General features: G+C 42.3%; 20 protein-coding genes, 4 tRNA genes and 1 pseudogene. 18 read left to right on the forward strand and 7 right to left on the reverse strand.

The features are described 5' to 3' along the window. The first annotated feature begins 107 nt into the window (after positions 1 to 107). A complete protein-coding gene (locus tag AACT19_RS16605; RefSeq protein WP_076647472.1) occupies positions 108 to 764 on the forward strand; it encodes an inovirus Gp2 family protein in 657 nt (218 codons plus the stop codon). 34 nt (positions 765 to 798) lie between these two features. Here the strand turns inward: AACT19_RS16605 and AACT19_RS16610 are convergent, their stop codons facing one another. Then, positions 799 to 1,299 carry a lecithin retinol acyltransferase family protein gene (locus tag AACT19_RS16610; protein ID WP_076647475.1) on the reverse strand — a complete coding sequence of 167 codons (501 nt, stop codon included), beginning with the start codon at positions 1,297 to 1,299 and terminating at the stop codon, positions 799 to 801. A gap of 65 nt (positions 1,300 to 1,364) precedes the next feature. Next, positions 1,365 to 2,186, reverse strand: coding sequence for a hypothetical protein (locus AACT19_RS16615; RefSeq protein ID WP_076647479.1), 822 nt, complete (start codon positions 2,184 to 2,186; stop codon positions 1,365 to 1,367). A gap of 402 nt (positions 2,187 to 2,588) precedes the next feature. Here AACT19_RS16615 and AACT19_RS16620 point away from each other — a divergent pair, with 402 nt between their 5' ends. Beyond that, positions 2,589 to 2,813, forward strand: coding sequence for a helix-turn-helix domain-containing protein (locus AACT19_RS16620; RefSeq protein ID WP_102472969.1), 225 nt, complete (start codon positions 2,589 to 2,591; stop codon positions 2,811 to 2,813). Positions 2,814 to 2,921: 108 nt separating this feature from the next. On the opposite strand, the gene AACT19_RS16625 is transcribed toward AACT19_RS16620, so the two are convergent. From AACT19_RS16625 to radC, 4 genes are all read right to left on the reverse strand, one after another. Continuing rightward, a complete protein-coding gene (locus AACT19_RS16625; RefSeq protein ID WP_076647485.1) occupies positions 2,922 to 3,482 on the reverse strand; it encodes a tyrosine-type recombinase/integrase in 561 nt (186 codons plus the stop codon). Between the two features lie 186 nt (positions 3,483 to 3,668). Then, a complete protein-coding gene (locus tag AACT19_RS16630) occupies positions 3,669 to 4,112 on the reverse strand; it encodes a DUF2787 domain-containing protein (RefSeq protein WP_076647488.1) in 444 nt (147 codons plus the stop codon). Positions 4,113 to 4,139: 27 nt separating this feature from the next. Then, complete coding sequence (locus AACT19_RS16635) at positions 4,140 to 4,574, reverse strand: DUF2787 family protein (protein ID WP_076647491.1); 435 nt, start codon at positions 4,572 to 4,574, stop codon at positions 4,140 to 4,142. Then, on the reverse strand, positions 4,571 to 5,047 hold the full coding sequence (gene radC / locus AACT19_RS16640; RefSeq protein WP_076647494.1) for a RadC family protein: 477 nt from the start codon (positions 5,045 to 5,047) through the stop codon (positions 4,571 to 4,573). The genes AACT19_RS16635 and radC overlap by 4 nt, the downstream gene beginning before the upstream one ends. Positions 5,048 to 5,278: 231 nt before the next feature. On the opposite strand from radC, the gene AACT19_RS16645 reads away from it, so the two are divergent. The 6 genes from AACT19_RS16645 (at position 5,279) to AACT19_RS16670 (ending at position 12,941) form a co-directional block, all read left to right on the forward strand. Beyond that, a complete protein-coding gene (locus AACT19_RS16645) occupies positions 5,279 to 5,716 on the forward strand; it encodes an RNase H family protein (protein ID WP_076647497.1) in 438 nt (145 codons plus the stop codon). A gap of 120 nt (positions 5,717 to 5,836) precedes the next feature. After that, a complete protein-coding gene (locus AACT19_RS16650; protein ID WP_076647500.1) occupies positions 5,837 to 6,067 on the forward strand; it encodes an AlpA family transcriptional regulator in 231 nt (76 codons plus the stop codon). 449 nt (positions 6,068 to 6,516) lie between these two features. Next, positions 6,517 to 8,340, forward strand: a complete 1,824-nt coding sequence (locus AACT19_RS16655) for a class I SAM-dependent DNA methyltransferase (RefSeq protein ID WP_076647503.1) — start codon at positions 6,517 to 6,519, stop codon at positions 8,338 to 8,340. After that, complete coding sequence (locus AACT19_RS16660; RefSeq protein ID WP_076647506.1) at positions 8,340 to 10,322, forward strand: restriction endonuclease subunit S; 1,983 nt, start codon at positions 8,340 to 8,342, stop codon at positions 10,320 to 10,322. Before AACT19_RS16655 ends, AACT19_RS16660 begins: the two co-directional genes overlap by 1 nt. A 13-nt stretch (positions 10,323 to 10,335) precedes the next feature. Further along, entirely contained in the window at positions 10,336 to 12,066 is a 1,731-nt protein-coding gene (locus tag AACT19_RS16665) for an AAA family ATPase (RefSeq protein WP_076647509.1), read from the forward strand. Between the two features lie 2 nt (positions 12,067 to 12,068). Further along, entirely contained in the window at positions 12,069 to 12,941 is an 873-nt protein-coding gene (locus AACT19_RS16670) for a hypothetical protein (protein WP_076647512.1), read from the forward strand. Between the two features lie 107 nt (positions 12,942 to 13,048). On the opposite strand, the pseudogene AACT19_RS16675 reads toward AACT19_RS16670, so the two are convergent. Continuing rightward, a pseudogene (locus tag AACT19_RS16675) lies at positions 13,049 to 14,202 on the reverse strand (tyrosine-type recombinase/integrase). A gap of 373 nt (positions 14,203 to 14,575) precedes the next feature. Here AACT19_RS16675 and AACT19_RS16680 point away from each other — a divergent pair. From AACT19_RS16680 to AACT19_RS16725, 10 genes are all read left to right on the forward strand, one after another. Further along, positions 14,576 to 14,770: a helix-turn-helix transcriptional regulator gene (locus tag AACT19_RS16680; RefSeq protein ID WP_076647528.1), complete on the forward strand. Its 195-nt coding sequence runs from the start codon at positions 14,576 to 14,578 to the stop codon at positions 14,768 to 14,770. Between the two features lie 417 nt (positions 14,771 to 15,187). Further along, positions 15,188 to 15,682 (forward strand): nicotinamide-nucleotide amidase, encoded by a 495-nt coding sequence (gene pncC, locus AACT19_RS16685; protein WP_029222254.1) that lies wholly within the window; start codon positions 15,188 to 15,190, stop codon positions 15,680 to 15,682. Between the two features lie 139 nt (positions 15,683 to 15,821). Beyond that, positions 15,822 to 16,862 carry a recombinase RecA gene (gene recA, locus AACT19_RS16690; RefSeq protein ID WP_004735435.1) on the forward strand — a complete coding sequence of 347 codons (1,041 nt, stop codon included), beginning with the start codon at positions 15,822 to 15,824 and terminating at the stop codon, positions 16,860 to 16,862. Positions 16,863 to 17,185: 323 nt separating this feature from the next. Continuing rightward, positions 17,186 to 19,768, forward strand: coding sequence for an alanine--tRNA ligase (alaS, locus tag AACT19_RS16695; protein ID WP_076647516.1), 2,583 nt, complete (start codon positions 17,186 to 17,188; stop codon positions 19,766 to 19,768). 220 nt (positions 19,769 to 19,988) lie between these two features. Continuing rightward, positions 19,989 to 21,170, forward strand: a complete 1,182-nt coding sequence (locus AACT19_RS16700; RefSeq protein ID WP_083717890.1) for an aspartate kinase — start codon at positions 19,989 to 19,991, stop codon at positions 21,168 to 21,170. Positions 21,171 to 21,262: 92 nt separating this feature from the next. Beyond that, positions 21,263 to 21,460 carry a carbon storage regulator CsrA gene (gene csrA, locus AACT19_RS16705; protein WP_004415691.1) on the forward strand — a complete coding sequence of 66 codons (198 nt, stop codon included), beginning with the start codon at positions 21,263 to 21,265 and terminating at the stop codon, positions 21,458 to 21,460. A 477-nt stretch (positions 21,461 to 21,937) separates the two neighbouring features. Next, positions 21,938 to 22,030: transfer RNA gene (locus AACT19_RS16710), tRNA-Ser, on the forward strand. 46 nt (positions 22,031 to 22,076) lie between these two features. Beyond that, positions 22,077 to 22,153 (forward strand) — tRNA-Arg (locus AACT19_RS16715). 48 nt (positions 22,154 to 22,201) lie between these two features. Then, positions 22,202 to 22,294: transfer RNA gene (locus AACT19_RS16720), tRNA-Ser, on the forward strand. An 86-nt stretch (positions 22,295 to 22,380) separates the two neighbouring features. Further along, positions 22,381 to 22,457 (forward strand) — tRNA-Arg (locus AACT19_RS16725). Positions 22,458 to 22,542: the final 85 nt, after the last annotated feature.

The raw sequence follows: 22,542 nt of genomic DNA on the forward strand, positions 1-22,542 counted from the left end.
CAACTCTTCTTCATAGAATCATCTATACCTACCCTAGTAGGTTAGGGAGATCTGTTAAAAATAACGTGAGTAGAGATACCTGTGAACAAACAACACAGGAGTTACTCATGAAAGATGATACTTACCAAGGATTACTTATTCAGGGAGCAATCGAAGATAACAACACTTCTTACCTCGACCGTCTTTTATCTACGATGAATAATGCATTAGGAGAGCATTCTAGAACTTATGCTATTAGAGTCGATCTTAGATTGCCGAACATTGATGATAACCTTGACTGTTTAAGTCGTGATGAAATTGTTAGTTATAACCGTAATCGGACAAATATAATAAAGAGGTTTACTGAATCTCTGAACTCAAAAATCCAAGCTCAAGCGCAACGAAAGCGGAGAGAGGGAAAAAGAGTTTATCCTTGCAGTATGAGATATGTATGGGCCAAAGAACGTGATACATCAATAAACGATCATTACCATGTCGTACTCTTTTTTAATAAAGACAGGTTCTATCAAGCTGGGGGCTATAAGCGTGGAGGGAGTTTAGCTTCGTTAATTATCGAAGCGTGGGCTAGTGCACTTAGTTGTGAATTTGAAGATGTTTTTCGTTTGGTTTATTTTCCTCCAAACCATGGGTATTACCTAAATGAAAACAGTGAAGATTACTTAAGTCAGTACGAAGATTTGTTTTATCGAATTAGCTATCTGGCAAAAAAAAGAACGAAGCATTATGGTGAGGGTAGTCGATGTTTTGGTTGTAGCAACCGATAGGTATTGGATGAAAAATAAAGGGGAGTGAATCCCCTTAACCTTTATGACGATGTTTTAAGTCCCACACGCGCCACTGACTGGCTTGAATGTGCGCACGAGCGTCACGCTTAAGCTGAGTCAATGTGAAGGTGCTTGAGAACATGTCACCGTCTAGACAGTGGCTACAGAACTGATGGCAGTTTTCATTTAGCAGAGAATAGCCTGTTTGTACGCCTAACATGCTTTCTGCTATTTGAGCACAAGACTCACTCCCAACGGCACTACCTTGTACATTGCAACTGATGTAAATGGAAATGGCTGTAGTGTCTGCTAGAAACTGACGAATCGATACGGCTTCGATAAGACCTTTTCTATTCCGATGGATGATATGTCCATCTCCCACGTAGATACCTGAATGTTCAGCAGAGCCGAATGCGAGATCGCAATACACAATGCTGCCTCTTTCTGGAGCCTGAGTTGTATGAAAGAGATTGTCGGCAAGACTTCTCCCTAATTGAGTTAGCCCTAGGGCTCCTAGTATTTTTAGTGGATTCATTATGAGCCTGCAATAAAAAAGCCCTGAGTTCTGATCTCAGGGCTTATGGTATGAACGTGAAACTTTTATTGGATTTGGCATTTCAGATCGTTGAGGTAGATAAGATCATCACCGCCAAAGTTAAGCCTCTGGCTCCAGTGTTTCAGTGTTTGTTTTAATAGATAGTACGTTTCAGCTTGCTGGTCTTTGTATAGAAGGTTTAAAGACTTAAATAGGTCAAACTCGCAGCTTAATGTTTTATCATCAGAAAAGTGAGCAGAGAAGCCATTGTATAGAAAGTGACTTTGCTCATTTTCATCAACACTCCATTGGTAAATCTCATCGACGCTTACAGGGGTGATAAATTGAGATCGACGATCTTCTAGTTGAGCGAGAGCTCCATCAATTCCGTCTGGATACTTTTCTTGTAACTCTTGCTGAGCTCGCTTGCTTCTTTCTAAAAGGTTTTCGAAGCGTTTCTTATCAAAGTATCCCGTTGCTTCATCATATTGCTCTTGATAGCTGGCTTGGCTATCAGCTAGCTTTTTGATTTTCTTGTATTCACTTGAATTTCTCTGAGTGAGTTTGTCTGCACTCTTGTTCAGTTCAGCCGATAATAGGTTGGAGAACTTCTGTGAAGGTATATCCATATTACAACGGTATTCAATCACTGTTCTGTCACGATTATCTTCAAATGCTTGCCATTCGACCTCATTACACACCTTACGATGATTGAAGGCTTGGTTGATGGTCAGTGACGGCTCATATTGAGTCAGTTGATTTTCTCCGTTTATATAGCTGAAAGGCTGTTGCTGTAGAGAGTCGGCTCCATTGTCACCGCAGCCGAAAAGTAAAAGTGTAGTGGTAAGAGCGCTGATTGAAGTAACGGTACGAATTGGTACTGACATTGTTTTATCCTTAAATGAAGGAGTGGCTGATTCCCCCTAATAGCTGACTATCGTTTTAGTTGTCTTTATCCCATAGTCAGTAGCAGGTGATTTATTACCCGGTTAATTTACAAGGAGGGGGGAAGTTGCGGTGATGGTGTTTGATGCTTCTTTTAATCAGCAACGACTTTATAAAGAATCCAGGCCAAAATAGGGTCAATTACCAGTCCGAGTAAAAGCCACCAACCAAAGCTGCGACCATTACTCTTCGCGTACAGCGCCAGTATAAAAGCGAAAAAGACCCATAAAAGCACTAATATCATAATTTATTCTCCTGTTTGAATTGATTGCACCGATACGGGTGCCATTTAAATAGTACATTAAACATAATCTATCTGCACCCATAATGGTGCAGGTGTGTTTGTGAACAAGATTGAGAAAAACATTACTGGAAATCAAATCCGCAATATCAGATTGTCTCAGCAGCTCTCTCAGCAAGATGTTGAACGAATGTGTAGTCTCAAAGGGTTTGATATGACAAGAAGCAAATTAGCGAAGGTTGAGTCTGGCATGGTCCGTGTGACGGATGAGATGCTAAAGAATCTTGCGGACATACTGAATGTTGGTGTCGAAGAGTTCTTCTATTAATCTCTAGTCTAGCAATGAATGACTTCTTTAATATTGCGGTTTCAATAACCTCTGAGCTCTATGTTTATAAGGGATCGTCGCTCCCGCCCCCTCACGAAATGTTCATTCTTAAAGTTCAAGAGAAACAAAATCTTTATCGACTTCATCTTGAGTGATACCGATATAGCGAAGCGTCACGCCTTCAGAAGTATGGCGAAGCATTTTCATGACACGGCCTGTATCTTTTGTGGATTGGTAAAGAAAGTAGCCTCGCGTCTTTCTCATCGAATGAGTACCTAAAGCGATATTCAGCTCTTGGCCTACTTGTTGAAATGCCATGGACACAGCGCGTCGCGAGATTGGCTGGGGTGGTTTGTTTTTCAGCTGTTGGCATCGGTGAGATTGAAACAAGTAAACGTGGTCGGGATGTTGCTCTCTCAATCTAGCAATGTACTGCTGCGCTTTGGTATTGAGTTGAATGTTGGCCAGCTTGCCAGTTTTACTTTCACGAATAATGAGTCGGTCCTGATGAATGTCTTCAAATCGAATCGACAACAAATCAGAAATCCGCAGTGCTAAGTTTAATCCGATATGCCATACATCGGCCATTTGTGGATGACAACGAATACTCAATAGATGACCAACCATACGTATGGTGTCATCGTCTTTGATTGCTTGGACTTCAGCCATAGTCTGCTTCCCTTTTTGTCTGTAGAAGAGTGTTTTGGGAAGCACAGAGCCGACGATATTAAAGAACCCTTATACTGCAAGGGATGAAAGCTTCCCGTTTTAACAATATGGGAAGCAGGCTCGTTTTGGCTCTGTGCTAGTGGTTGTGTTGAATGTTTGTGAGGCGTGGGACATGGGTTGATGTGTCTAACTACACTCGACTTGGATTTGGTCGTAGGCGTCCATCGACATATAGCTAAGAAAGTTTCCTTCCCATAGCTCGTAGAGTTCCGTCATCGTTGGTAAGCGAATGCTTTGCCATCCCGCATAACGCGAAAAGACCACTGAGTTTCCGATATCAAAATCAATATCTCTATCTAGCTCTGGGTAAGCACCACCGCAATAACTGAAGTCGGTGATGTAAAGGATGGTGTAGTGATTCTCTGAAACCTGGCTTAAAGCAATTTCAACAGGATGATAACCACCATTTTCAGCGCTGTAACTTTTATCTCTAAAGTTCACAATGATGATCTGCTGCCCACGGCTGTCGGAGTGTTGGCTAAGTACATGGTTTAAGCTGCTATGAAGCTTCTGGGAAATAGGTAAGCATGAAGGGCTGAAAGTAACGGTTGATGATTGAGAATTTGACATAGTCGATCCTTGTTTTTAAATATGAGATTACTTGATGGTCGTTGCAGCGAAGTAATCAAAGCTTTGCTGGTGGAAGGTGTTTGTTAACGCGTGTTGCCAAGAATGAAAGAGTTCGATGACTTGTGGCTGATTGAGGTCGCATCGCTCGATATCTGGTTGATAGAACCATTGATGGCTGAAGTTGAAATACAGCTCTACTTCCAACTGTTCATCCTCATCGGAAGGAAAAGCAAAGCTGGTCATGGTCGCAATTTTCCAAGCTCCTTCTGGAGACTCTCTGAACAAGTGCACTTCCAATGGATGTGGACCTGATCTATGCGTTAGGTAGGGTGAGTGTCTAAAGTTAAGGGCAATACGTTCAGTAGTCTCAGGAATAGTGCACAAACTGATAGACGCTTCTAGATAGCGTAGAAGCAGTTGTGATAATGATGCGTAGCGACAAGGCAATAAGACGGTCTTCATACCCACCCCTTTTCTGCAAATGACACACAATTCTCACCCACAACGATGTGGTCCAATACTCGTATATCCACCAGCGTTAGTGCATCCACTAGACGTTGCGTAATGCGTCTATCAGCCTGAGAGGGCTCGGCAATGCCTGAAGGATGGTTGTGAGCAAAAACCACCGCAGCAGCATTGTGGTTTAGTGCAGCCTTGAGTACTTCACGTGGATAGACTGAGGCCGCATCAATGGTGCCAAAGAACAGTTCTTCAAAACTGATCAACTGATGTTGGTTATCAAGAAACATCACAGCAAATACTTCGCGGTCGTGAGCCCCTAATTTCAGCTTTAAGTACTCTTTAACATTGGTGGGGTTAGTGAAGGTGCCTTCTCGTTTGTACTTTGAAGCCAGTGCTTCGGCTGCACGTTCTAGCAGTTCATTCAACTCAGAGGTTTTAAATGGGTAGTCGTGTTGGTTGTTAGAGTTACGCATAAGAGCTCCTTGGATCATCTGTTTGGTTATGCGTACTGATGAAATATATCTGAGAGCGTTTTGAATCGGGACGTGAGACGTGAAGAGGGGGAATTTCCAGAGACAGGTAAAAAATAACTCACTTACCGTTGTTATGTAGCAATCGCAATAAAGCGACGGATTAACATTCAACACAACACAACAGAGCGGTGCAAAATTTGTATCGGCTGTTTAGTCTCTGGGAGTATAAAAATGAACAAAGAAATTTATGTAGACGCGGTCATTGTAGAGAAGCAGAGAGGACGCCTTGTTGGTGGGCTTGGAATGATCGCCCTCGATGAGAGTGGAAGTATTAGTGGTGAGGATTGGCTGTTCTTTGACAGCGTTACGGACCGTACTCACTTAGATTTGTCAGCGCTTGCTTTTGGATTAAAGTACGCCAGTGATGGCGATATTATTTATTCAAGCAGTGATTATTGTGTCGATGGTTTTAATGAGTGGCTTGATGGCTGGAAACGTAGAAATTGGCGTAAAGCAAATAAAAAGCCGATAGCGAATCAAGACCTTTGGGTGCAAGTAGATGAACGAAGTGCAGATAAGCAAGTTGAGGTGAGGAAAGTCGCTGCTTGCTCCGCAGGAAAAGATGTCGCTTATAGATACGCTCTTGCAGCAGCGAATCGACAATTGTAATAAGAATGAATCACTTGCTGGCATTGCCAGCAGGTGTTTTTTTTGTTGTTACTGGGTTTGAAGGTGGCATGGAACACCACAAGGTACAAAACGGTATTTTTCTACGTGCCAGGTAATCACATGGGAACCAATAACATAGGAGGACGTCCCATGAGATTTCTAAAACTAAAAGAAGTAATGCAAAAGACCGCCCTTAGCCGTTCAGCGATTTACAGAAAAATGAATGACAATAACTTTCCGCAATCAATCAATTTAGGTGATAGAGCCGTCGCTTGGGTGGATAGCGAGGTTGAGGATTGGATGAAAGCGTGTTTGAGATTCCGTGGGGTTGAAGAGCAACAGAATTATTGAACAGAGTTGTGCTTTCTATCCGTGTTGTGGTTGGTGCTACGAACAAATAACAAGCAATCAGTATCAATCAATTTGAAGAAACACTTCGTTGAGCAATAAATAGCTTTTCAGCTTCATAAATTTCAAAGCAACAACTAGGCTTTTGTGCATTCATATCTTGATGGTGATTTAGTGATACCAGTACGCTCTCTAGGTTAATCTGAAACTAAATTATAGATGGCTGCGGTGTTTGGGTTGAAGAGCAAATCAAACAGTCTCCATAACAAAAATATGTTAATCTCAACGCATTTTTAATGTTTTCGTTTACATAGCTTAGAGCGAAAGTACATACAAGATGTGCTTTTTTTGTGACAGGGTCTATATCTGAAAGCCGTCAATAAACTCGAATTCGAGCTTTGTCGTGATGACTACGTTGCAAAACCATCGTAAACAAATATGAGTAATAAGTAATGAATTTAAGTAGCACAATCAAAAGCATACAGGATATCATGCGGAAGGATGATGGTGTGGATGGCGATGCACAAAGGCTTGGTCAATTGACTTGGATGCTCTTTTTGAAGGTTTTTGATCAGAGAGAAGAAGGGTGGGAAAAGGATGCAAAAAAAAGCAGTGTTCCTTACATTTCTCCCATTCCAGAACAGTTTCGTTGGAGAAACTGGGCAGCGCCCACGGGCAGTGAGAGAAAAGCGAATAAGCTTGGCTTTGATTTGATTGAATTTGTAAATGCAGAGTTATTCCCAAGTCTCAAAGCTATCGAGTTTCCAACATCAATACCTAGCGAAGAAAATATCACTAGATATGAGTTATTGAGTAGAAAACTAACGCCGGTGATCAGAGAAGTGTTTCGAGATGCAAATAACTTCATGAAGTCTGGACCATTGATGTTTGCGGTTATTGAGAAACTGGAAAAAAGTATCAACTTTCATGATTTTACGACTCGCTCTCAGCTAGGAGATGTCTATGAGCAGTTGTTGAATGACTTGCGTGGTGCTGGAAATGCGGGAGAATTCTATACTCCTCGAGCAATTACGCAACTTATGACTCAAATGGTAAACCCGAAGCTAGACAAAAAAGAAACGGTTCTCGATCCAGCATGTGGTACGGGAGGTTTTCTTACAGCTGCAATTGAGCATTTTAGAACGCAAGCAAAAGAAAGCTCTTTTGATGAAGAAAATAATGAAATTGAAAAGCTAATTTTCGGTATAGAAAAAAAACAGTTACCACACTTACTGTGTAGCACCAATATGTTAATACATGGATTAGAAGTTCCTGATCAGATAGAACATATGAATACTTTAGGTCAGCGAGATTGGAGTGAGTGGGGAGCTAAACATCAGAGGGATTGTGTGATAACGAACCCTCCTTTTGGTGGCTATGAAGATGATGAAGTGGGCCGTGATTTCCCTTCTGATTTGCGAACCAAAGAAACAGCAGACATGTTTATGGCTTTAATTGTAAAAAAGCTATTGAAAGATGGGGGGCGAGCAGCTGTAGTATTGCCAGATGGTTTTATGTTCGGAGGAGGGATCAAAGGGAAGCTTAAAGAAATGCTTCTCCGAGAGTGTAATTTACATACTATCATCCGTCTACCAAAGGGGGTTTTCGCACCGTATACGACGATTAAAACAAATTTATTGTTCTTTACCCGCAAAGGTCCCAGCACAAATGGTAGCAAGAGTTTTGCGACCGAAGATATTTGGTTCTATGAGCATCCCTACCCTGAAGGTTACAAGAGTTATTCGAAAACGAAACCTATTCGTATAGAGGAGTTTGCTCCCGAAAAAGATTGGTGGGGAAATGAAGAGAATAACTTCAGCGAACGAGAAGAAAATGAGTTTGCTTGGAAATACCCTTTCCGAAAAAAACGCGAGCAAGCTTTGGTTGCCGCTCAGCCTCTTTGGGATAAAGCCAAGCAGTTGAACGATCGAGCTAGTGATCTAGAGGCTAGTATTCGCTTGTTGCGAGAGGATCTCAAAGGCACTAAAAATTGTGAAACTCGTGAACAATTCAACCAAAAAATTTCACAATTACAAGCGAAATCTGAGCCATTACGTTTGCAGGCTAAGGATGCAAAAGCCGCAGGCGATCGTATTTACTGGCCAATTTATAACTTAGATATTAAAAACCCTAACACAATAGAAGAAAGCCAAGACCCCGATGAATTACTTATTAAATATAAAAAGCTATTGGGCGAAATTGAGGAAATCGAAGAACAACTCAAGAATGAACTGGCCGCTGTTTTCTCCCCTCACTTTAGTGGTGAGGATGTCTAATGGATTCTAATCAGTTTTTATCTGAGTTTGGTCATATTGCTAATGCGCCAGGAGGTGTAAGGCGTTTGCGTGAGTTAATTTTAGCTCTGGCAATGCAGGGGCGTTTAGCCGAATCAAAATCAAATGACAGTCAAATTAGTAACAATTTAGATATTATTAATCAAGTCAAGCAACGCTTAAATAAAGAGAAGAAGATACTTACCTCTAAATTCGTTCCTGAATTACAGCAAAATGAGTTTCCGCATGCTATTCCTCAGCATTGGGGATGGGTTCGATTTGGAAACATCGCACAGCATAACACTGGGAAAACTCTTAATAAGCGTCAAAATATAGGTGAAAAAAGGTACTGTATTACTACATCAAACCTATATTGGGGGGAGTTTGAGCTTAATGAAGTAAAACAGATCCCAATTGAAGATAAAGAACTCGAAAAGTGCACTGCAACAAAAGGTGATTTATTGATCTGTGAAGGAGGAGATGCAGGCCGTGCGGCAGTATGGAGTTATGACTATGACATCTGTTTTCAGAACCATGTGCATCGAGTTCGCTTTTACGCTTTGGTAGATCCATATTTTGCATTTCGCTTCCTTCAAAAAATTAGTGCTACTGGTGAGATAAATGAATTTCGTAAAGGGGTCGGTATCTCAAGCATGTCAGGAAAGGCTTTAGCTTCAATACCTTTTCCTCTACCTCCATTGGAAGAGCAAACACGCATTGTTGCTAAAGTTGATGAATTGATGGCGTTATGTGATCAATTAGGTGCGCAGCAGGAAAAGCAACGAACTTTACAAGCGAAAGTACGCAAGTCGATCTTACAAGCTGTTGCCTTAAGCCCAAGTGCACGAGAACTGCAAGACAACTGGCAACGATTACAAGATAACTTTAGTCAATTGTTTTCTTCCACAGATGGAGTGGAGGAATTACGTCAAACTATTTTTGATCTTGCTATATCTGGTCGCCTCAGTAATTTTTCAGAGTCAGATGAGCCTTCCACTATTTTGAAACAAAAAATCCTTTCCGCGAAAAAGCTTGGTTTGGAAGATGGCACTTTTTCCCGAAAGAAACAGGTGAAACCAGAACTTTTGGAAGAAACTGATTTGCCCTTTCATTGGAGTGTCATTACGCTCGATGAAGCGATATCAACAATCGATGCTGGTTGGAGTCCTGCTTGTTTGCCGAACGCTAGAACAGACGAAAATAAGTGGGGGGTACTAAAAACCACAGCAGTTCAGGTGTTGAAGTTCCTACCAAATGAACATAAAGAACTACCAATTGCTTTAGACCCTAGACCACAGTATCAAATTGAAGGTGGTGACATTCTAATAACTCGTGCTGGCCCGAGAAATCGGGTGGGTATTTGCTGTGTGGTAGCTCATGCGCCTCCAAAGCTAATGATTTCTGATAAGTTAATTCGTTTTCATATTGTGAATGATCTCATTAATCCCAACTTTGTTGCATTGTGTTTGTCTGCTGGCGAACCCGGACGAATACTTGAACGTTTGAAGTCTGGGATGGCCGAAAGTCAGATGAACATCTCCCAGAATAAGTTACGCTCAATAACAATCCCTCTTCCCCCTAAGGAAGAGCAACTTCGCATTTTGGAAAAGGTAGACTCGTTACTGGAAATGGTGAACGCATATAGTGAAAAACATCAGGAATACTTGCGTATTGGTGAGTTAACTGCTGCTGCTACTATTTCAAGTCTTACAGGGATCGCCATAGAGCAAGAAGAGCAATATATGAAAACTCCACAAACTGAACTGGTTTCGACGGTACGTCTAGGCGTGTTGCCAAATGTTAAAGATCAGGCCCCGCTTGCCACAATTCTTACTCGCCATAATGGAGAGATGAATGCGAAAGATCTATGGCAACGATTTAGCGGTGATATCAATGCTTTTTATGCACAGCTTAAGCTCGAAATCCAACACGGATGGATAGCAGAGCCAAAAGAAGCTCAAATGTTAGAGAAAGAACAAGATTAATCAGAGGTAAGCCATGCGCTTGAAAAGATTAGCGTTAAAGGAATATCGCAACCTGCGTGGGGTAGATATTACTTTTTCAGAGACATTCGAACACAGTTCAGGCATCAATGAGAGTGAAAAAAAAACTGTTCGTAGCCATGCTCTAATTGGCCAAAATGGTACTGGTAAGTCTAATTTATTGGAGGCGCTGGTTACCATCTTCCGAGATATTGATCTAGACCTTGATATTTCTTTTGACTATGTACTTGAGTACAGCATCCGTGGGCACCAAGTTAAGATTGAAGCTGATATGGAGAAACGAAAGCGACGCCCATATGTTTGGGTTGATGGAAAGTCAGAATCCCAAAGTTACCTTTTAAGAAATAAGGAACTATTGCCATCGCACATTTTCGCTTATTACTCAGGACGCAATGAAAGAATGGAGGCTCTTTTTCAAAGTCATCAACGGCGCTTCAATAAACGTCAAGAGATCACAGCTGAAGAAGTTATACCAGCAGAGTTGCTACGTAATTTGTCAAACTCTGAGGCAGACCGCGAAGCAATTGAACGGGTTCGCAGACTTGAAGACAATAAACAGCTCAAAAACTTTGGTGATGATCGATTAAGACGCCTCTTTTATTGTCGAGGAGGGCACAGTCAGTTAGTTCTATTGGCGTGTCTATTATCTGATGATCCTGTATTTAAAAAGGTGTTGGAGAATCTGAATATTGAGTCTCTTGAGTCAGCCCTTTTCGTATTGAAACAGCCTCATCGTCTGCGTAAGCTTGAAGATGATGATATCGAGCAAGGTGATCCTAGGTTTTGGTATGCTCGTGGTAATGTTGTTTCGGAGTTTTTGGATAAACTTTGGAAAGTCAGTTGGGCTCCAATTAGGAACGAAGAGTCAAAACTCGTTGATTTTCGTGGTAGACGAGAGCGGCAGAGACAGCTGTACATGTACGTACCTACACCAGAAAAATTGAGAGAGTTAGGTGAACTCGTTGGTACTGCAGAGAGCTTTTTTCGTTATGCTGAAGGTGCATATATCGGTGATTTGATCGATGAAGTTCGAATCACAGTCAAGAAAAAAGATGGGCATGGAGGAAAAGTTGATTTTACACAACTTTCTGAAGGTGAACTTCAAATGCTCACTGTTCTAGGGCTAATGAGAATTACAAATGAGTCTCATAGTTTGTTCTTGCTTGATGAACCTGATACTCACTTAAACCCAATATGGAAATTGAGATATTTTGATGATATTGAAGATGTACTGAATCCCTCGGCAGAAAGTATTGTTCAGGGTGAGTCACAAGTTTTAATCACAACGCATGATCCAATAATGATAGGCTCTCTGAAGAAAGAACAAGTTCATATCATTCGCAAAAATGGTGAAAAAATATGGGTTGATCAGCCAGATGAACATCCTCAAGGTATGGGTGTTACTGGGTTATTGAAAAGTGACTTGTTTGGTCTCTCCTCTACTTTAGATAGGGAGACTGAGAGGAGACTTTACCGACGAAACGAGTTGTTCGCAAAGGAAACTAAAACGGCTTCTGAAAATGAAGAATTAGCCAAACTGAGTAGAGAGCTTGCGGATATTGGATTTTCAATGGCCGAGTTCAAAGATCCTGTTTATGCGATGTTTGTGAGGAAAATGGCACAGCATCGAAAGTACACCCAAGGGATACTTTCTTCTGAAGAGATCCGAGAGCAAGAGGCAATAGTGGATAGTATTATTGATGATATCTTAGGAGAAGAAAACTAAGCATGCGTTTCATTAATATGGCCGGTGTAACGCCAGTAAATACACCTAGGTCTACTTTTCTTCCTAGCTGGAGCCCATGGACTCAAGATGAATGGAACAATTGGTTAACACGTTCAAGTCAATATAACCAAAAATTGATTGAATTCCATAATGAAGGGCAGGTTAAAAAACGAAATGAATTTATCAATAGTCGTTCCTCCCATTGGGGAAAGCTTAAAGATTGGTTAAAAGTACTGTCACATGGAAAGTGCTGGTTTTCTGAGGTACAAGAGTTGTATTCTCACTACGATGTTGAGCACTTTCGCCCAAAAGCTAAGACAAAATCTATGGATGGGACAGAAAGGGATGCTTATTGGTGGCTGGCTTTTGATTACACTAATTATAGACTTTGCGGAAACGTGGGTAATCGAAAAAAAGGCAATTGGTTTCCATTGAGAGATGGATCTTTGGTTTCGTGTAGTCAAACGCAAAGTGAAGAATCCGAAGAACCTTACTTGCTTGACCCAACTGATGTTGATGATGTTGGCTTAATCTCTTTTGATGATGAGGGGAAAGTTATTCCAACACCAGGATGTTCTGAATGGGAAATTAAACGAGTGAATGAAACCGTCAAACGTCTGAAATTAAACGAACACAATGAGCTAGCGGAAGCTAGGAGAAAGGTTTGGTTAAGAGTTTCAGAAGAAATAGATGGGTATTTAAAGTATAAAGCTCGATGTGTTAACGGTGGAAATCCAGTAGCTAAAGAAAAAGTAAGAAGCCATTGCCTTAATATTCGTAATATGACATTACCTGAAGCAGAGCTTTCATCGGTTGCTCGGTGGTGCGTTGTGTATCGTAATGATCCTCAGCTCTCGCGTTTAATAGCGGCGTAAACCTAAGACAACCCGTCCTATGACTTAAAACAGTTAGGAACTACTGGTTTTCAATTGCTTCCTGCCACAGAGAGGCTCCCTTTGGAAGCCTCTTTTATATGATTGCCTCACCAACGCATCATCGGCTTTCTGCGCTGAAGGTAATCTGTTCGGTTATAGGCACTACGTACCTGGTTATCATCAACGTGAGCTAAAGCTGCTTCTATTAAATCGGCTTCAAAACATGATCGTTGAGCTTTGTACTAGCTAGGCTAGTGAACGTAAACCATGGCTAACAAGCCTACCAGCAAGCCCCATACGCTTTAGTGCCATATTTGCCGTTTGGCTATTGCATGGTTTCTTAGGATCTCGGTCAGAAGGAAAAATAAACTCTCTTTGTCTGCTAATAGGCTTCATTACCTCCAACAGTTCTAGCATTTGTTTAGTAAGTGGGATGCGGTGTTCTCCTCTTTTTTCATTCTCTCTGGGGGAATGGTCTAGACTTCCTCTTCCCAATCAATTTCGTCCCATCGAGATCCAGAAGCTTCAGAGGGACGAGTCATTGTGTGAAGTTGCCATTCTAACAAGTAGTGAGTCGTAGGTTTTATTTGTGCATTGGCAATTGCTCTAATCAACTCTGGTAATTCTGCTGGTTTCAGCGCTGCCATATTTTCTTTTTTGGTTTTTGAACGCAGCTTTGATACCAGTTAGTGGGTTTGCCTGAACTAATCCATAGTTGGTAGCAAAATTCATAACTTCATTGAGGCGCTGAGATAAACGTTTGACAGTCTCTAAACTACCTTTAGATTCTATTGGCTTTAAAGCTCAATGGTGCAGTAACATCTTTAACTGGTGTATCGGATAGGTGAGGAAATATATGAAGCTCTAGAGTGCGCCAGATGTCAGTCGCGTAGTCAGGCGTAACCGAGTCATTCATAATTTCAAACTATTCTTCGTTACGTTTATAAAGGTGTGCTCATGAACCTATTTATACTCTTGCTGTTTTTTCTTTTGGTCTTCTTGAGGGTCTATACCTTGAGCGATCGGCTCTTTTGCCAATCAAGAGCTTTTCATTGCATGTGCAAGATTAACATTTGGAACTCGACCTGTGTTGTAATTAGCTCGTTTCTCATTTGTTGGACGGTAATAGTTTAGTTGCCACTGTTTGAGCCACTAGGGAGTACACGCAGTAATCCTTGTCCATCAGAAAGGTGGTATTCCTTTTCTTTTGGCTTTACGTTTTAACTTCTGTTGCTGTTAACGGTTTAGTAATTCTAGGTATCGTAGTAACTATAATCTATGGGTTGACTAAAAGTCAAAGATGTGGTGGGGTGTTTTGGGGCGTCTTTAAATGTTGAATTGGTGGAGCTGGCGAAAACAGAGTCTGATATCGACGCACTCCTACCTTGGAACTTAGAGCACTAGTATGTCGCCCCGTGGGTTCATGGGGCTGATATGGTTTTTTATCGCACCTTATGCCAAGCTTAGACTACATCGTTATATCATTAACTAATGAAGCCCTTTCAGCCATACTGGCTGAAAGGGCTTCATTTTCTTGTGTGGTAGACTAGGCGTGTAAAGCTTTTGTGACTTCATCAAAAATGTTTTAGATATATGTTATTACCGTGAACATCAATATTCAGGTCAAGCATGACATGGATAAAATCAAGTTAATAAAATTAGAAGCAGTGATTGAAATGACGACTTTGAGTCGCTCTGCTATCTACAGAGGCATAAGAGAATATAGGTTCCCCAAGCAAGTACGTTTGAGCCGTCGCTCAGCTGCTTGGGTTGAAAGTGATATTCAGAACTGGATAAAAGCACAAGTCGCGGAAAGGCAGAACATATAGATTTGAGAGGGGCAGGTTAAGGCCCTCTTTTTTTGTTTCGAGGATATAGGATGTCGCGGGGTTTTAGGTTTATAGAATACTTTAGTTTGTAACTTGAAATCTTGCAGGTGCGGACGAAAAGTAACCATTTGGAATTCGAGATAGAGAACTAAGGTTTCTTTTATATCAATGAGTTAGCTTTTTTGGTTAGTGTAGGTAAAAGTGTGGTTTTTAAATATTCGTTGCTTTAAGTTGTTGTTTTTAATGTAATTACACACTAATGCATCAGGAGTATGTTTTTGATCGGCTTTCACAGTTAACTTCTTTCGTTTATTTCTATTGCGGCTTAGGATACGTGAAAGCGTTTCGTGCGAAAAGCGACACATGCGAAAAGATGCAAACCCAAATGATATACATCTAGATTAAGGGAAGCAAAAGATGCAGACGACTCAAGCTCTTAGTGAAAAACTCGGACACTTACTTGCGAAGCATAAACATGTATTAGTGACGGCTGAATCTTGCACTGGCGGTGGTGTTGCAAGCGCGGTAACGGATATTGCTGGTAGCTCGGCTTGGTTTGACCGTGCTTTCGTGACCTATAGTAATGAAGCGAAACAAGAGATGATCGGTGTTCAGCTTGAAACCCTAGTTGAGTTTGGTGCTGTGAGTGAGCCAGTGGTTATAGAAATGGCTCACGGGGCGCTACAACATTCAAACGGCACTATTTCTGTGTCTATCAGCGGTATTGCTGGCCCGGGCGGCGGCACGGAAGAGAAACCGGTAGGGACTGTGTGTTTTGCTTGGAAAGCAGTAAATGGGTGGAACAAAGTAGGAACGCATGTATTTACAGGCGATAGATCACAAGTACGCCAACAAGCTACGCACCATGCCTTACAAGTTATTTATGATTACCTATCAATGGAAGACAAGTAACATTTGTACAAATTATTTTCATACAGGTATGGACACTGTATGAATCAACAGTATAATAAAAGCCAATTAGTCACCCCTTTGTGGGTTAGAAATAGATTCTAAGTCGCTTGTTGAAACAACCGATTATGTGGAGATAGAAATGGACGAGAATAAACAAAAAGCGTTAGCTGCAGCCCTTGGTCAGATTGAAAAGCAATTTGGTAAAGGTTCTATCATGCGTCTTGGTGATAACCGCACAATGGACGTAGAAACTATTTCTACAGGTTCTCTATCTCTAGATATCGCACTAGGTGCTGGTGGCTTACCGATGGGACGTATCGTTGAAGTTTACGGTCCAGAATCATCAGGTAAAACTACGCTAACGCTTGAGCTTATTGCTGCAGCGCAGAGAGTGGGTAAAACGTGTGCATTCGTGGATGCGGAACACGCACTTGACCCTATCTACGCTCAAAAGTTGGGTGTTGATATCGATGCTTTGCTTGTATCTCAACCTGATACCGGTGAACAAGCTCTAGAAATCTGTGATGCACTGGCTCGTTCAGGTGCTATCGATGTTCTTGTTATTGACTCGGTTGCTGCACTAACACCTAAAGCTGAGATCGAAGGCGAAATGGGCGATAGCCACATGGGTCTTCAAGCGCGTATGCTTTCTCAAGCAATGCGTAAGCTGACAGGTAACCTTAAACAGTCTAACTGTATGGCTATCTTCATTAACCAAATTCGTATGAAAATTGGTGTAATGTTCGGTAACCCAGAAACAACTACAGGTGGTAATGCACTTAAGTTCTACGCATCTGTTCGTCTTGATATTCGCCGTACTGGTGCAATCAAAGATGGTGATGAAGTTGTTGGTAACGAGACTCGTATCAAGGTTGTTAAGAACAAGATTGCTGCACCATTCAAACAAGCTGAAACTCAAATCCTTTACGGCAAAGGCTTCAACCGCGAAGGTGAGCTTATCGATTTAGGTGTTAAGAATAAGCTAGTTGAGAAAGCGGGCGCTTGGTACAGCTACAAAGGCGACAAGATCGGCCAAGGTAAATCGAACTCTTGTAAGCACCTACGTGAAAACCCAGAGATCGCTCTGGAACTTGATACTAAGCTTCGTGAATTGCTACTGACTCCTGCTGTTCTTGAAGAGAAAGGCGCAGAGAAAGAAGAAGAAAACGAAGAGCTATAAGCTAACGGTTTATAGAGCGGGTGTTTGAAAGGAACATCCGCTTTGAAAGAATAGGAAGCCTCGCATATTTTATGTGGGGCTTTTTTTGTCAAAGTATCTGTCTCCATCCTTGCAGCGCCTTGCTAGATCTATTTGGTTGTTTGAGGTAGCTTGCCAATTTTTTGTTTGTTCCCTATCTGAGCTAGTGGAATATTCTTCATTTTATCGATTTCCAACTAAAATCCTGCCCAAGGGTGTCTTTTCTACAAGAAAACTAGTCGAAGCCTTAACCATGATCTACAATACGGCAAAATTCTAACTCGACTATTTTCAGGAAGAGCTGCATGTACATGAGCACTGATGAGGTTCGCAACGCGTTCCTTAAGTTCTTTGAGAGCAAAGAACACCAAATCGTAGACAGTTCATCGTTAGTTCCACATAACGATCCAACCCTGCTGTTCACTAACGCAGGTATGAACCAATTCAAAGATTGCTTCCTAGGCGCCGAAAAGCGTGCCTACTCTCGAGCAACTACGGCTCAGCGTTGTGTACGTGCTGGTGGTAAACACAATGACCTTGAAAACGTAGGTTTCACGGCTCGTCACCACACATTCTTCGAAATGCTAGGCAATTTCAGCTTTGGCGATTACTTCAAAGAAGAAGCGATTGGGTTTGCTTGGGAATTCCTGACTGAAACACTAGGTTTGCCGAAAGAGCGTCTGTTAGTAACGGTTTACGAGACAGACGACGAAGCGTTCGATATCTGGAACAAGAAAGTGGGCATTCCAGCTGACAAGATTGTTCGTATCGGCGACAAAGAAGGCGGCAAGAAGTTTGAATCTGATAACTTCTGGACGATGGGTGACACAGGTCCTTGTGGTCCATGTACTGAAATCTTCTACGATCACGGTGAGCACATTTGGGGCGGCCGTCCTGGTACACCTGAAGAAGATGGCGACCGTTTCATCGAGATCTGGAACAACGTATTCATGCAGTTCAACCGTCACGCTGACGGCACTATGGAACCGCTACCTAAGCCAGCTGTAGATACTGGTATGGGTATTGAGCGTATCTCTGCAATCATGCAGGGCGTTCACTCTAACTACGAAATTGATGTATTCCAAAAGCTAATCAAGGCGACAGCAGAAGTAGTAGGTCACGACGACCTATCTAACCAATCGCTGCGCGTTATTGCTGACCACATCCGTTCTTGTTCATTCCTAATCGCTGATGGCGTAATGCCTTCAAACGAAGGTCGTGGCTACGTTCTACGTCGTATTATTCGTCGTGCAGTTCGTCACGGTAACAAGATTGGTGCACAAGGCGTGTTCTTCCACAAACTTGTGGGTGTACTGGCTGAAGTGATGGGTTCTGCGGCTGAAGAGCTTAAGAAACAGCAAGAGCTTGTTGAAAAAGTACTTCGTATCGAAGAAGAGAACTTTGGTCGCACGCTAGAGCGTGGCATGGTTATCCTTAACGACGCATTAGACGCACTTGAAGGCAAAGAGCTTGACGGCGAAACAGTTTTCAAACTTTACGATACATACGGCTTCCCTGCTGACCTTACTAACGATGTAGCTCGTGAACGCGACTTTACTATCGATGAAGAAGGCTTTGAGAAGGCGATGGAAGCACAGCGTAAGCGTGCACGTGAAGCAGGCCAATTCGGTACTGATTACAACGCGACGATCAAAGTAGACACGAACACTGAGTTCTGTGGTTACACAGCGACTGAAGGTGCGGGTAAAATCTCTGCGCTATTTGTTGACGGCGAAGAAGTATCTTCACTATCGGCTGGCGACAAAGCAATCATCATCCTTGAAGAGACACCATTCTACGCTGAGTCAGGCGGTCAATGTGGTGACGCTGGTACGCTAAAAACAGCATCTGGTCTATTCAAAGTACAAGACACTCAGAAGCTAGGTAACGCATTTGCGCACCACGGTGAGCTAGTTGAAGGTGTATTTGCTCAAGGCGATAAAGTAGAAGCAACGGTTGATGCTGAGCGTCGTGCTGCTATCTCACTAAACCACTCTGCAACTCACTTACTTCACTCTGCACTGCGCGAAGTTCTAGGTGAGCACGTTGCTCAAAAAGGTTCTTTAGTTAAGCCAGACAACCTACGTTTTGACTTTTCTAACCTTGAAGCGGTAACACCGGCACAGATTAAAGAAGTAGAGCGTTTGGTTAACGCACAAGTTCGTAAGAACCACGTGATTGAAACCAACATCATGGACATCGAGTCAGCGAAAGTAAAAGGTGCAATGGCACTGTTTGGCGAGAAGTACGATGATGAAGTTCGCGTTTTATCTATGGGCGACTTCTCGACTGAACTTTGTGGTGGTATCCACGCAAGCAACACGGGTGATATCGGCCTATTCAAGATCACTTCTGAAGGTGGTATTGCTGCGGGTATTCGTCGTATTGAAGCGGTAACGGGTGAAGCGGCTCTAGATGCAGTAGAAGCTCAGGCTAACGCTTACGAAGAGAAATTGGCTGAATCAGCTAAGAAAGCGAAATCGCTAGAGAAAGAAATCCAACTGCTTAAAGAAAAGATGGCTGCTGCAGAAAGCGCAAATATCATGGGCAAAGTAGAAGACATCTCTGGTACTAAAGTTTTGGTTGCTGCAATTGAAGGCGCAGACAACAAGAACCTACGTACTATGGTTGATAACGCTAAAAACCAAGTAGGTAGCGGCATCATCCTGATTGCGAATATCGCAGACGGTAAAGTTGGCTTGATTGCTGGCGTAACCAAAGACCTTATCGGCAAAGTAAAAGCGGGTGACCTCGTTAAGATGGTTGCTGAGCAAGTTGGCGGTAAAGGCGGCGGTCGTCCAGATATGGCTCAAGCGGGCGGTACCGACGTTGAAGCACTGCCAGAAGCGCTTAAATCTGTGCGTACTTGGCTAGAAGAGCGTCTTTAAGCTTAAGTAATTGATATAAAGATGCCCAATCAGTTGATTGGGCATCTTTTATTTTGCCTATTGGAAGCGTGTTTAAACAAGGTTTGATTGAGATTAACCAAGAAGTCCAATGGAAACGTTAGACTCCTTGGTTAATTTTTTATTGCTTCGCCCTGACGCGGAGTATGTGTTTTTTTGTCATATATAGACATTGGTCTTGGGAAGGTGAGGACGGGTGAAAATGCCTCTTATCGTGCAGAAATTTGGTGGAACGTCGGTGGGTTCAATAGAGCGGATCCATCATGTAGCAGAAAAAATCATTGAAGCGAAAAATGAAGGGAACCAGATCGTGGTTGTCGTTTCTGCTATGTCAGGTGAAACAAATCGGTTAGTTAACTTAGCTTCACAAGTTGATAGCGTGCCAAATGCTAGAGAGTTGGATGTGCTGTTAACGGCTGGAGAACAAGTTTCCATGGCTTTGTTAGCGATGACGTTGCACAAGTTGGGTTATGAAGCGACATCGATGACTGGCTATCAAGCCAAGATACACACCGATTCTAATCATAATAATGCGACGATTGAGCGTATTGATACCGCTCCTATTAGAGCGCTGTTAGATGATGACCAGATTGTCATTGTTGCAGGTTTTCAAGGCGTTAATGCGAAAGGTGACATCACAACCTTAGGGCGAGGTGGTTCAGATACCACGGCCGTTGCATTAGCGGGCGCGCTTCAAGCTAAAGAGTGTCAGATCTATACCGATGTTGATGGCGTATATTCCTGCGACCCTAGAGTGGTTAAGCAATCTAAAAAATTAGATACCTTAGACTTTCCCTCTATGGAAGAAATGGCTCGCAGAGGCGCTAAGGTTTTGCACCTTCCATGTGTTCAGCATGCGTGGCGACACAATGTACCACTGAGAGTACTTTCGAGTTTTGAAGAAGGCGAGGGCACTCTCATCGCGGGTAATGATTGTTTGAATGATATTGCTGGAATAGCCATTCAAAGAGATATGGTTCGCATCGAGTGTTTGAATCAAGATTTACCGTCTCTCATGTCGCATTGCCTGTTGTTAGGGATCGAAGTCTGTAGTGTGATCGAGGAAACAGAACGGGCAGCGCTCATTATCAAACCGGACATAAGTGCTAAATTAAAACTAGTTTTTGCTGAAAAAATCCGTAATAGTGAATATGTTAGTTTGTTAACTGTGGTAGGAAGCCGAACGCAAGAAATTGTGGTCAGTTCACATGGATTGTTGTCTGAAGGCGAAATTGATGTACAACATCACTTATTGCAGCAGCAGTCTTTAACTTTGGTGATATCACCAACGCAAGTCGATATAGCTGCTAACATATTACACAATGCATACATCGTAGCGCGTGAAACACAGGGTTATCTTAAAAAAGAAGTGCATTTTGGTTAAATAAACTCAATCGATAGTTTACGAAAATATAACTTTTGTTGGATAATGCTCTCGTAGCTAGATAAATTTAGAGATTACTCAAGGAGCAAAGAATGCTAATTTTGACTCGCCGTGTTGGCGAAACACTGATGATTGGTGATGAAGTAACAGTTACTGTACTAGGCGTTAAAGGTAACCAAGTACGTATTGGTGTTAACGCACCTAAAGAAGTATCTGTTCACCGTGAAGAGATCTACATGCGCATTCAAGCTGAAAAAGGTAATGGTAACGTTGCATCTGGCAACTACTAATACTTTTGCGTAGAAGAGGGGCTAGCATTGTTGCTAGCCTTTTTTGATCTTGGGGTGCACATAATCACAACTTAGCAATAGGTTGATTCACTAGCTGGCTTAGTTATAGATGCTGGATGGAGTGCTTGATATAGAAAAGCCACGCCACCAGAGTTAACTCTTATTGAAGCATCATGATATTTGTTTGCCATAGTTCAAGTTTTACTGACTTACCCTATGGCGAAATAGAGCATCCCGTAGTATGGTGCAAACAGCAGTGACACTTACTGCGAGATAAATTAGATAATTGTTTTCCGCTGTTAATTATTGCCAATCTTTCACCTTAATTTTTAAGGGAAAAAGCGCTAATTGGATGTTATAAGTTCAATTTGCAAGCGCTTTGATTAAATTGCAAACGGTTGAATGTTTTTGTCCGGTTTTTTTCAATAAAGTGTTTGACATATTTTCGGTAAAACGTAATATGTGCCTCCGCAAGACGGTGAGGTGGCCGAGAGGCCGAAGGCGCTCCCCTGCTAAGGGAGTATGTGGTTTATAGCCGCATCGAGGGTTCGAATCCCTCCCTCACCGCCATTTCTTGCACGTTTGAATTTGCAAGCAAACACAGAAGTAACAATGTGCGCCCTTAGCTCAGCTGGATAGAGTACCTGGCTACGAACCAGGCGGTCGGAGGTTCGAATCCTCCAGGGCGCACCATTCTTTAGATTACTTTGTTAAGAAGTAATGGATAAGAATAATGAATTAGGTGAGGTGGCCGAGTGGCCGAAGGCGCTCCCCTGCTAAGGGAGTATGTGGTTTGTAGCCGCATCGAGGGTTCGAATCCCTCCCTCACCGCCATTCATTACAGGCCTATGGCCTTTTTTTTGTTTCGTAGAAACAAGAATGTGATATATTTCACAACTTCTTCACTTGAAGATACCGTTGCGCCCTTAGCTCAGCTGGATAGAGTACCTGGCTACGAACCAGGCGGTCGGAGGTTCGAATCCTCCAGGGCGCACCACTATTTAGGGTTTTCATTAATCCTGATGTTGAACGTTTAGTTTTGCTTTATTGCCTTAACTGAAAGCTTAATATCGAAACCGTTG

This window comes from Vibrio sp. 10N.222.47.A9 (assembly GCF_963872585.1).
Lineage (GTDB): Bacteria > Pseudomonadota > Gammaproteobacteria > Enterobacterales > Vibrionaceae > Vibrio > Vibrio splendidus.

Coding starts and splice junctions, on each gene's coding strand:
- alaS (WP_076647516.1), top strand. CDS start 17,186: ATGTACATGAGCACTGATGAGGTTCGCAACGCGTTCCTTAAGTTCTTT.
- AACT19_RS16610 (WP_076647475.1), bottom strand. CDS start 1,299: ATGAATCCACTAAAAATACTAGGAGCCCTAGGGCTAACTCAATTAGGG.
- AACT19_RS16645 (WP_076647497.1), top strand. CDS start 5,279: ATGAACAAAGAAATTTATGTAGACGCGGTCATTGTAGAGAAGCAGAGA.
- AACT19_RS16630 (WP_076647488.1), bottom strand. CDS start 4,112: ATGTCAAATTCTCAATCATCAACCGTTACTTTCAGCCCTTCATGCTTA.
- AACT19_RS16680 (WP_076647528.1), top strand. CDS start 14,576: ATGGATAAAATCAAGTTAATAAAATTAGAAGCAGTGATTGAAATGACG.
- AACT19_RS16625 (WP_076647485.1), bottom strand. CDS start 3,482: ATGGCTGAAGTCCAAGCAATCAAAGACGATGACACCATACGTATGGTT.
- AACT19_RS16635 (WP_076647491.1), bottom strand. CDS start 4,574: ATGAAGACCGTCTTATTGCCTTGTCGCTACGCATCATTATCACAACTG.
- AACT19_RS16660 (WP_076647506.1), top strand. CDS start 8,340: ATGGATTCTAATCAGTTTTTATCTGAGTTTGGTCATATTGCTAATGCG.
- pncC (WP_029222254.1), top strand. CDS start 15,188: ATGCAGACGACTCAAGCTCTTAGTGAAAAACTCGGACACTTACTTGCG.
- AACT19_RS16700 (WP_083717890.1), top strand. CDS start 19,989: ATGCCTCTTATCGTGCAGAAATTTGGTGGAACGTCGGTGGGTTCAATA.
- AACT19_RS16670 (WP_076647512.1), top strand. CDS start 12,069: ATGCGTTTCATTAATATGGCCGGTGTAACGCCAGTAAATACACCTAGG.
- recA (WP_004735435.1), top strand. CDS start 15,822: ATGGACGAGAATAAACAAAAAGCGTTAGCTGCAGCCCTTGGTCAGATT.
- AACT19_RS16665 (WP_076647509.1), top strand. CDS start 10,336: ATGCGCTTGAAAAGATTAGCGTTAAAGGAATATCGCAACCTGCGTGGG.
- AACT19_RS16605 (WP_076647472.1), top strand. CDS start 108: ATGAAAGATGATACTTACCAAGGATTACTTATTCAGGGAGCAATCGAA.
- csrA (WP_004415691.1), top strand. CDS start 21,263: ATGCTAATTTTGACTCGCCGTGTTGGCGAAACACTGATGATTGGTGAT.
- AACT19_RS16650 (WP_076647500.1), top strand. CDS start 5,837: ATGGGAACCAATAACATAGGAGGACGTCCCATGAGATTTCTAAAACTA.
- radC (WP_076647494.1), bottom strand. CDS start 5,047: ATGCGTAACTCTAACAACCAACACGACTACCCATTTAAAACCTCTGAG.
- AACT19_RS16655 (WP_076647503.1), top strand. CDS start 6,517: ATGAATTTAAGTAGCACAATCAAAAGCATACAGGATATCATGCGGAAG.
- AACT19_RS16615 (WP_076647479.1), bottom strand. CDS start 2,186: ATGTCAGTACCAATTCGTACCGTTACTTCAATCAGCGCTCTTACCACT.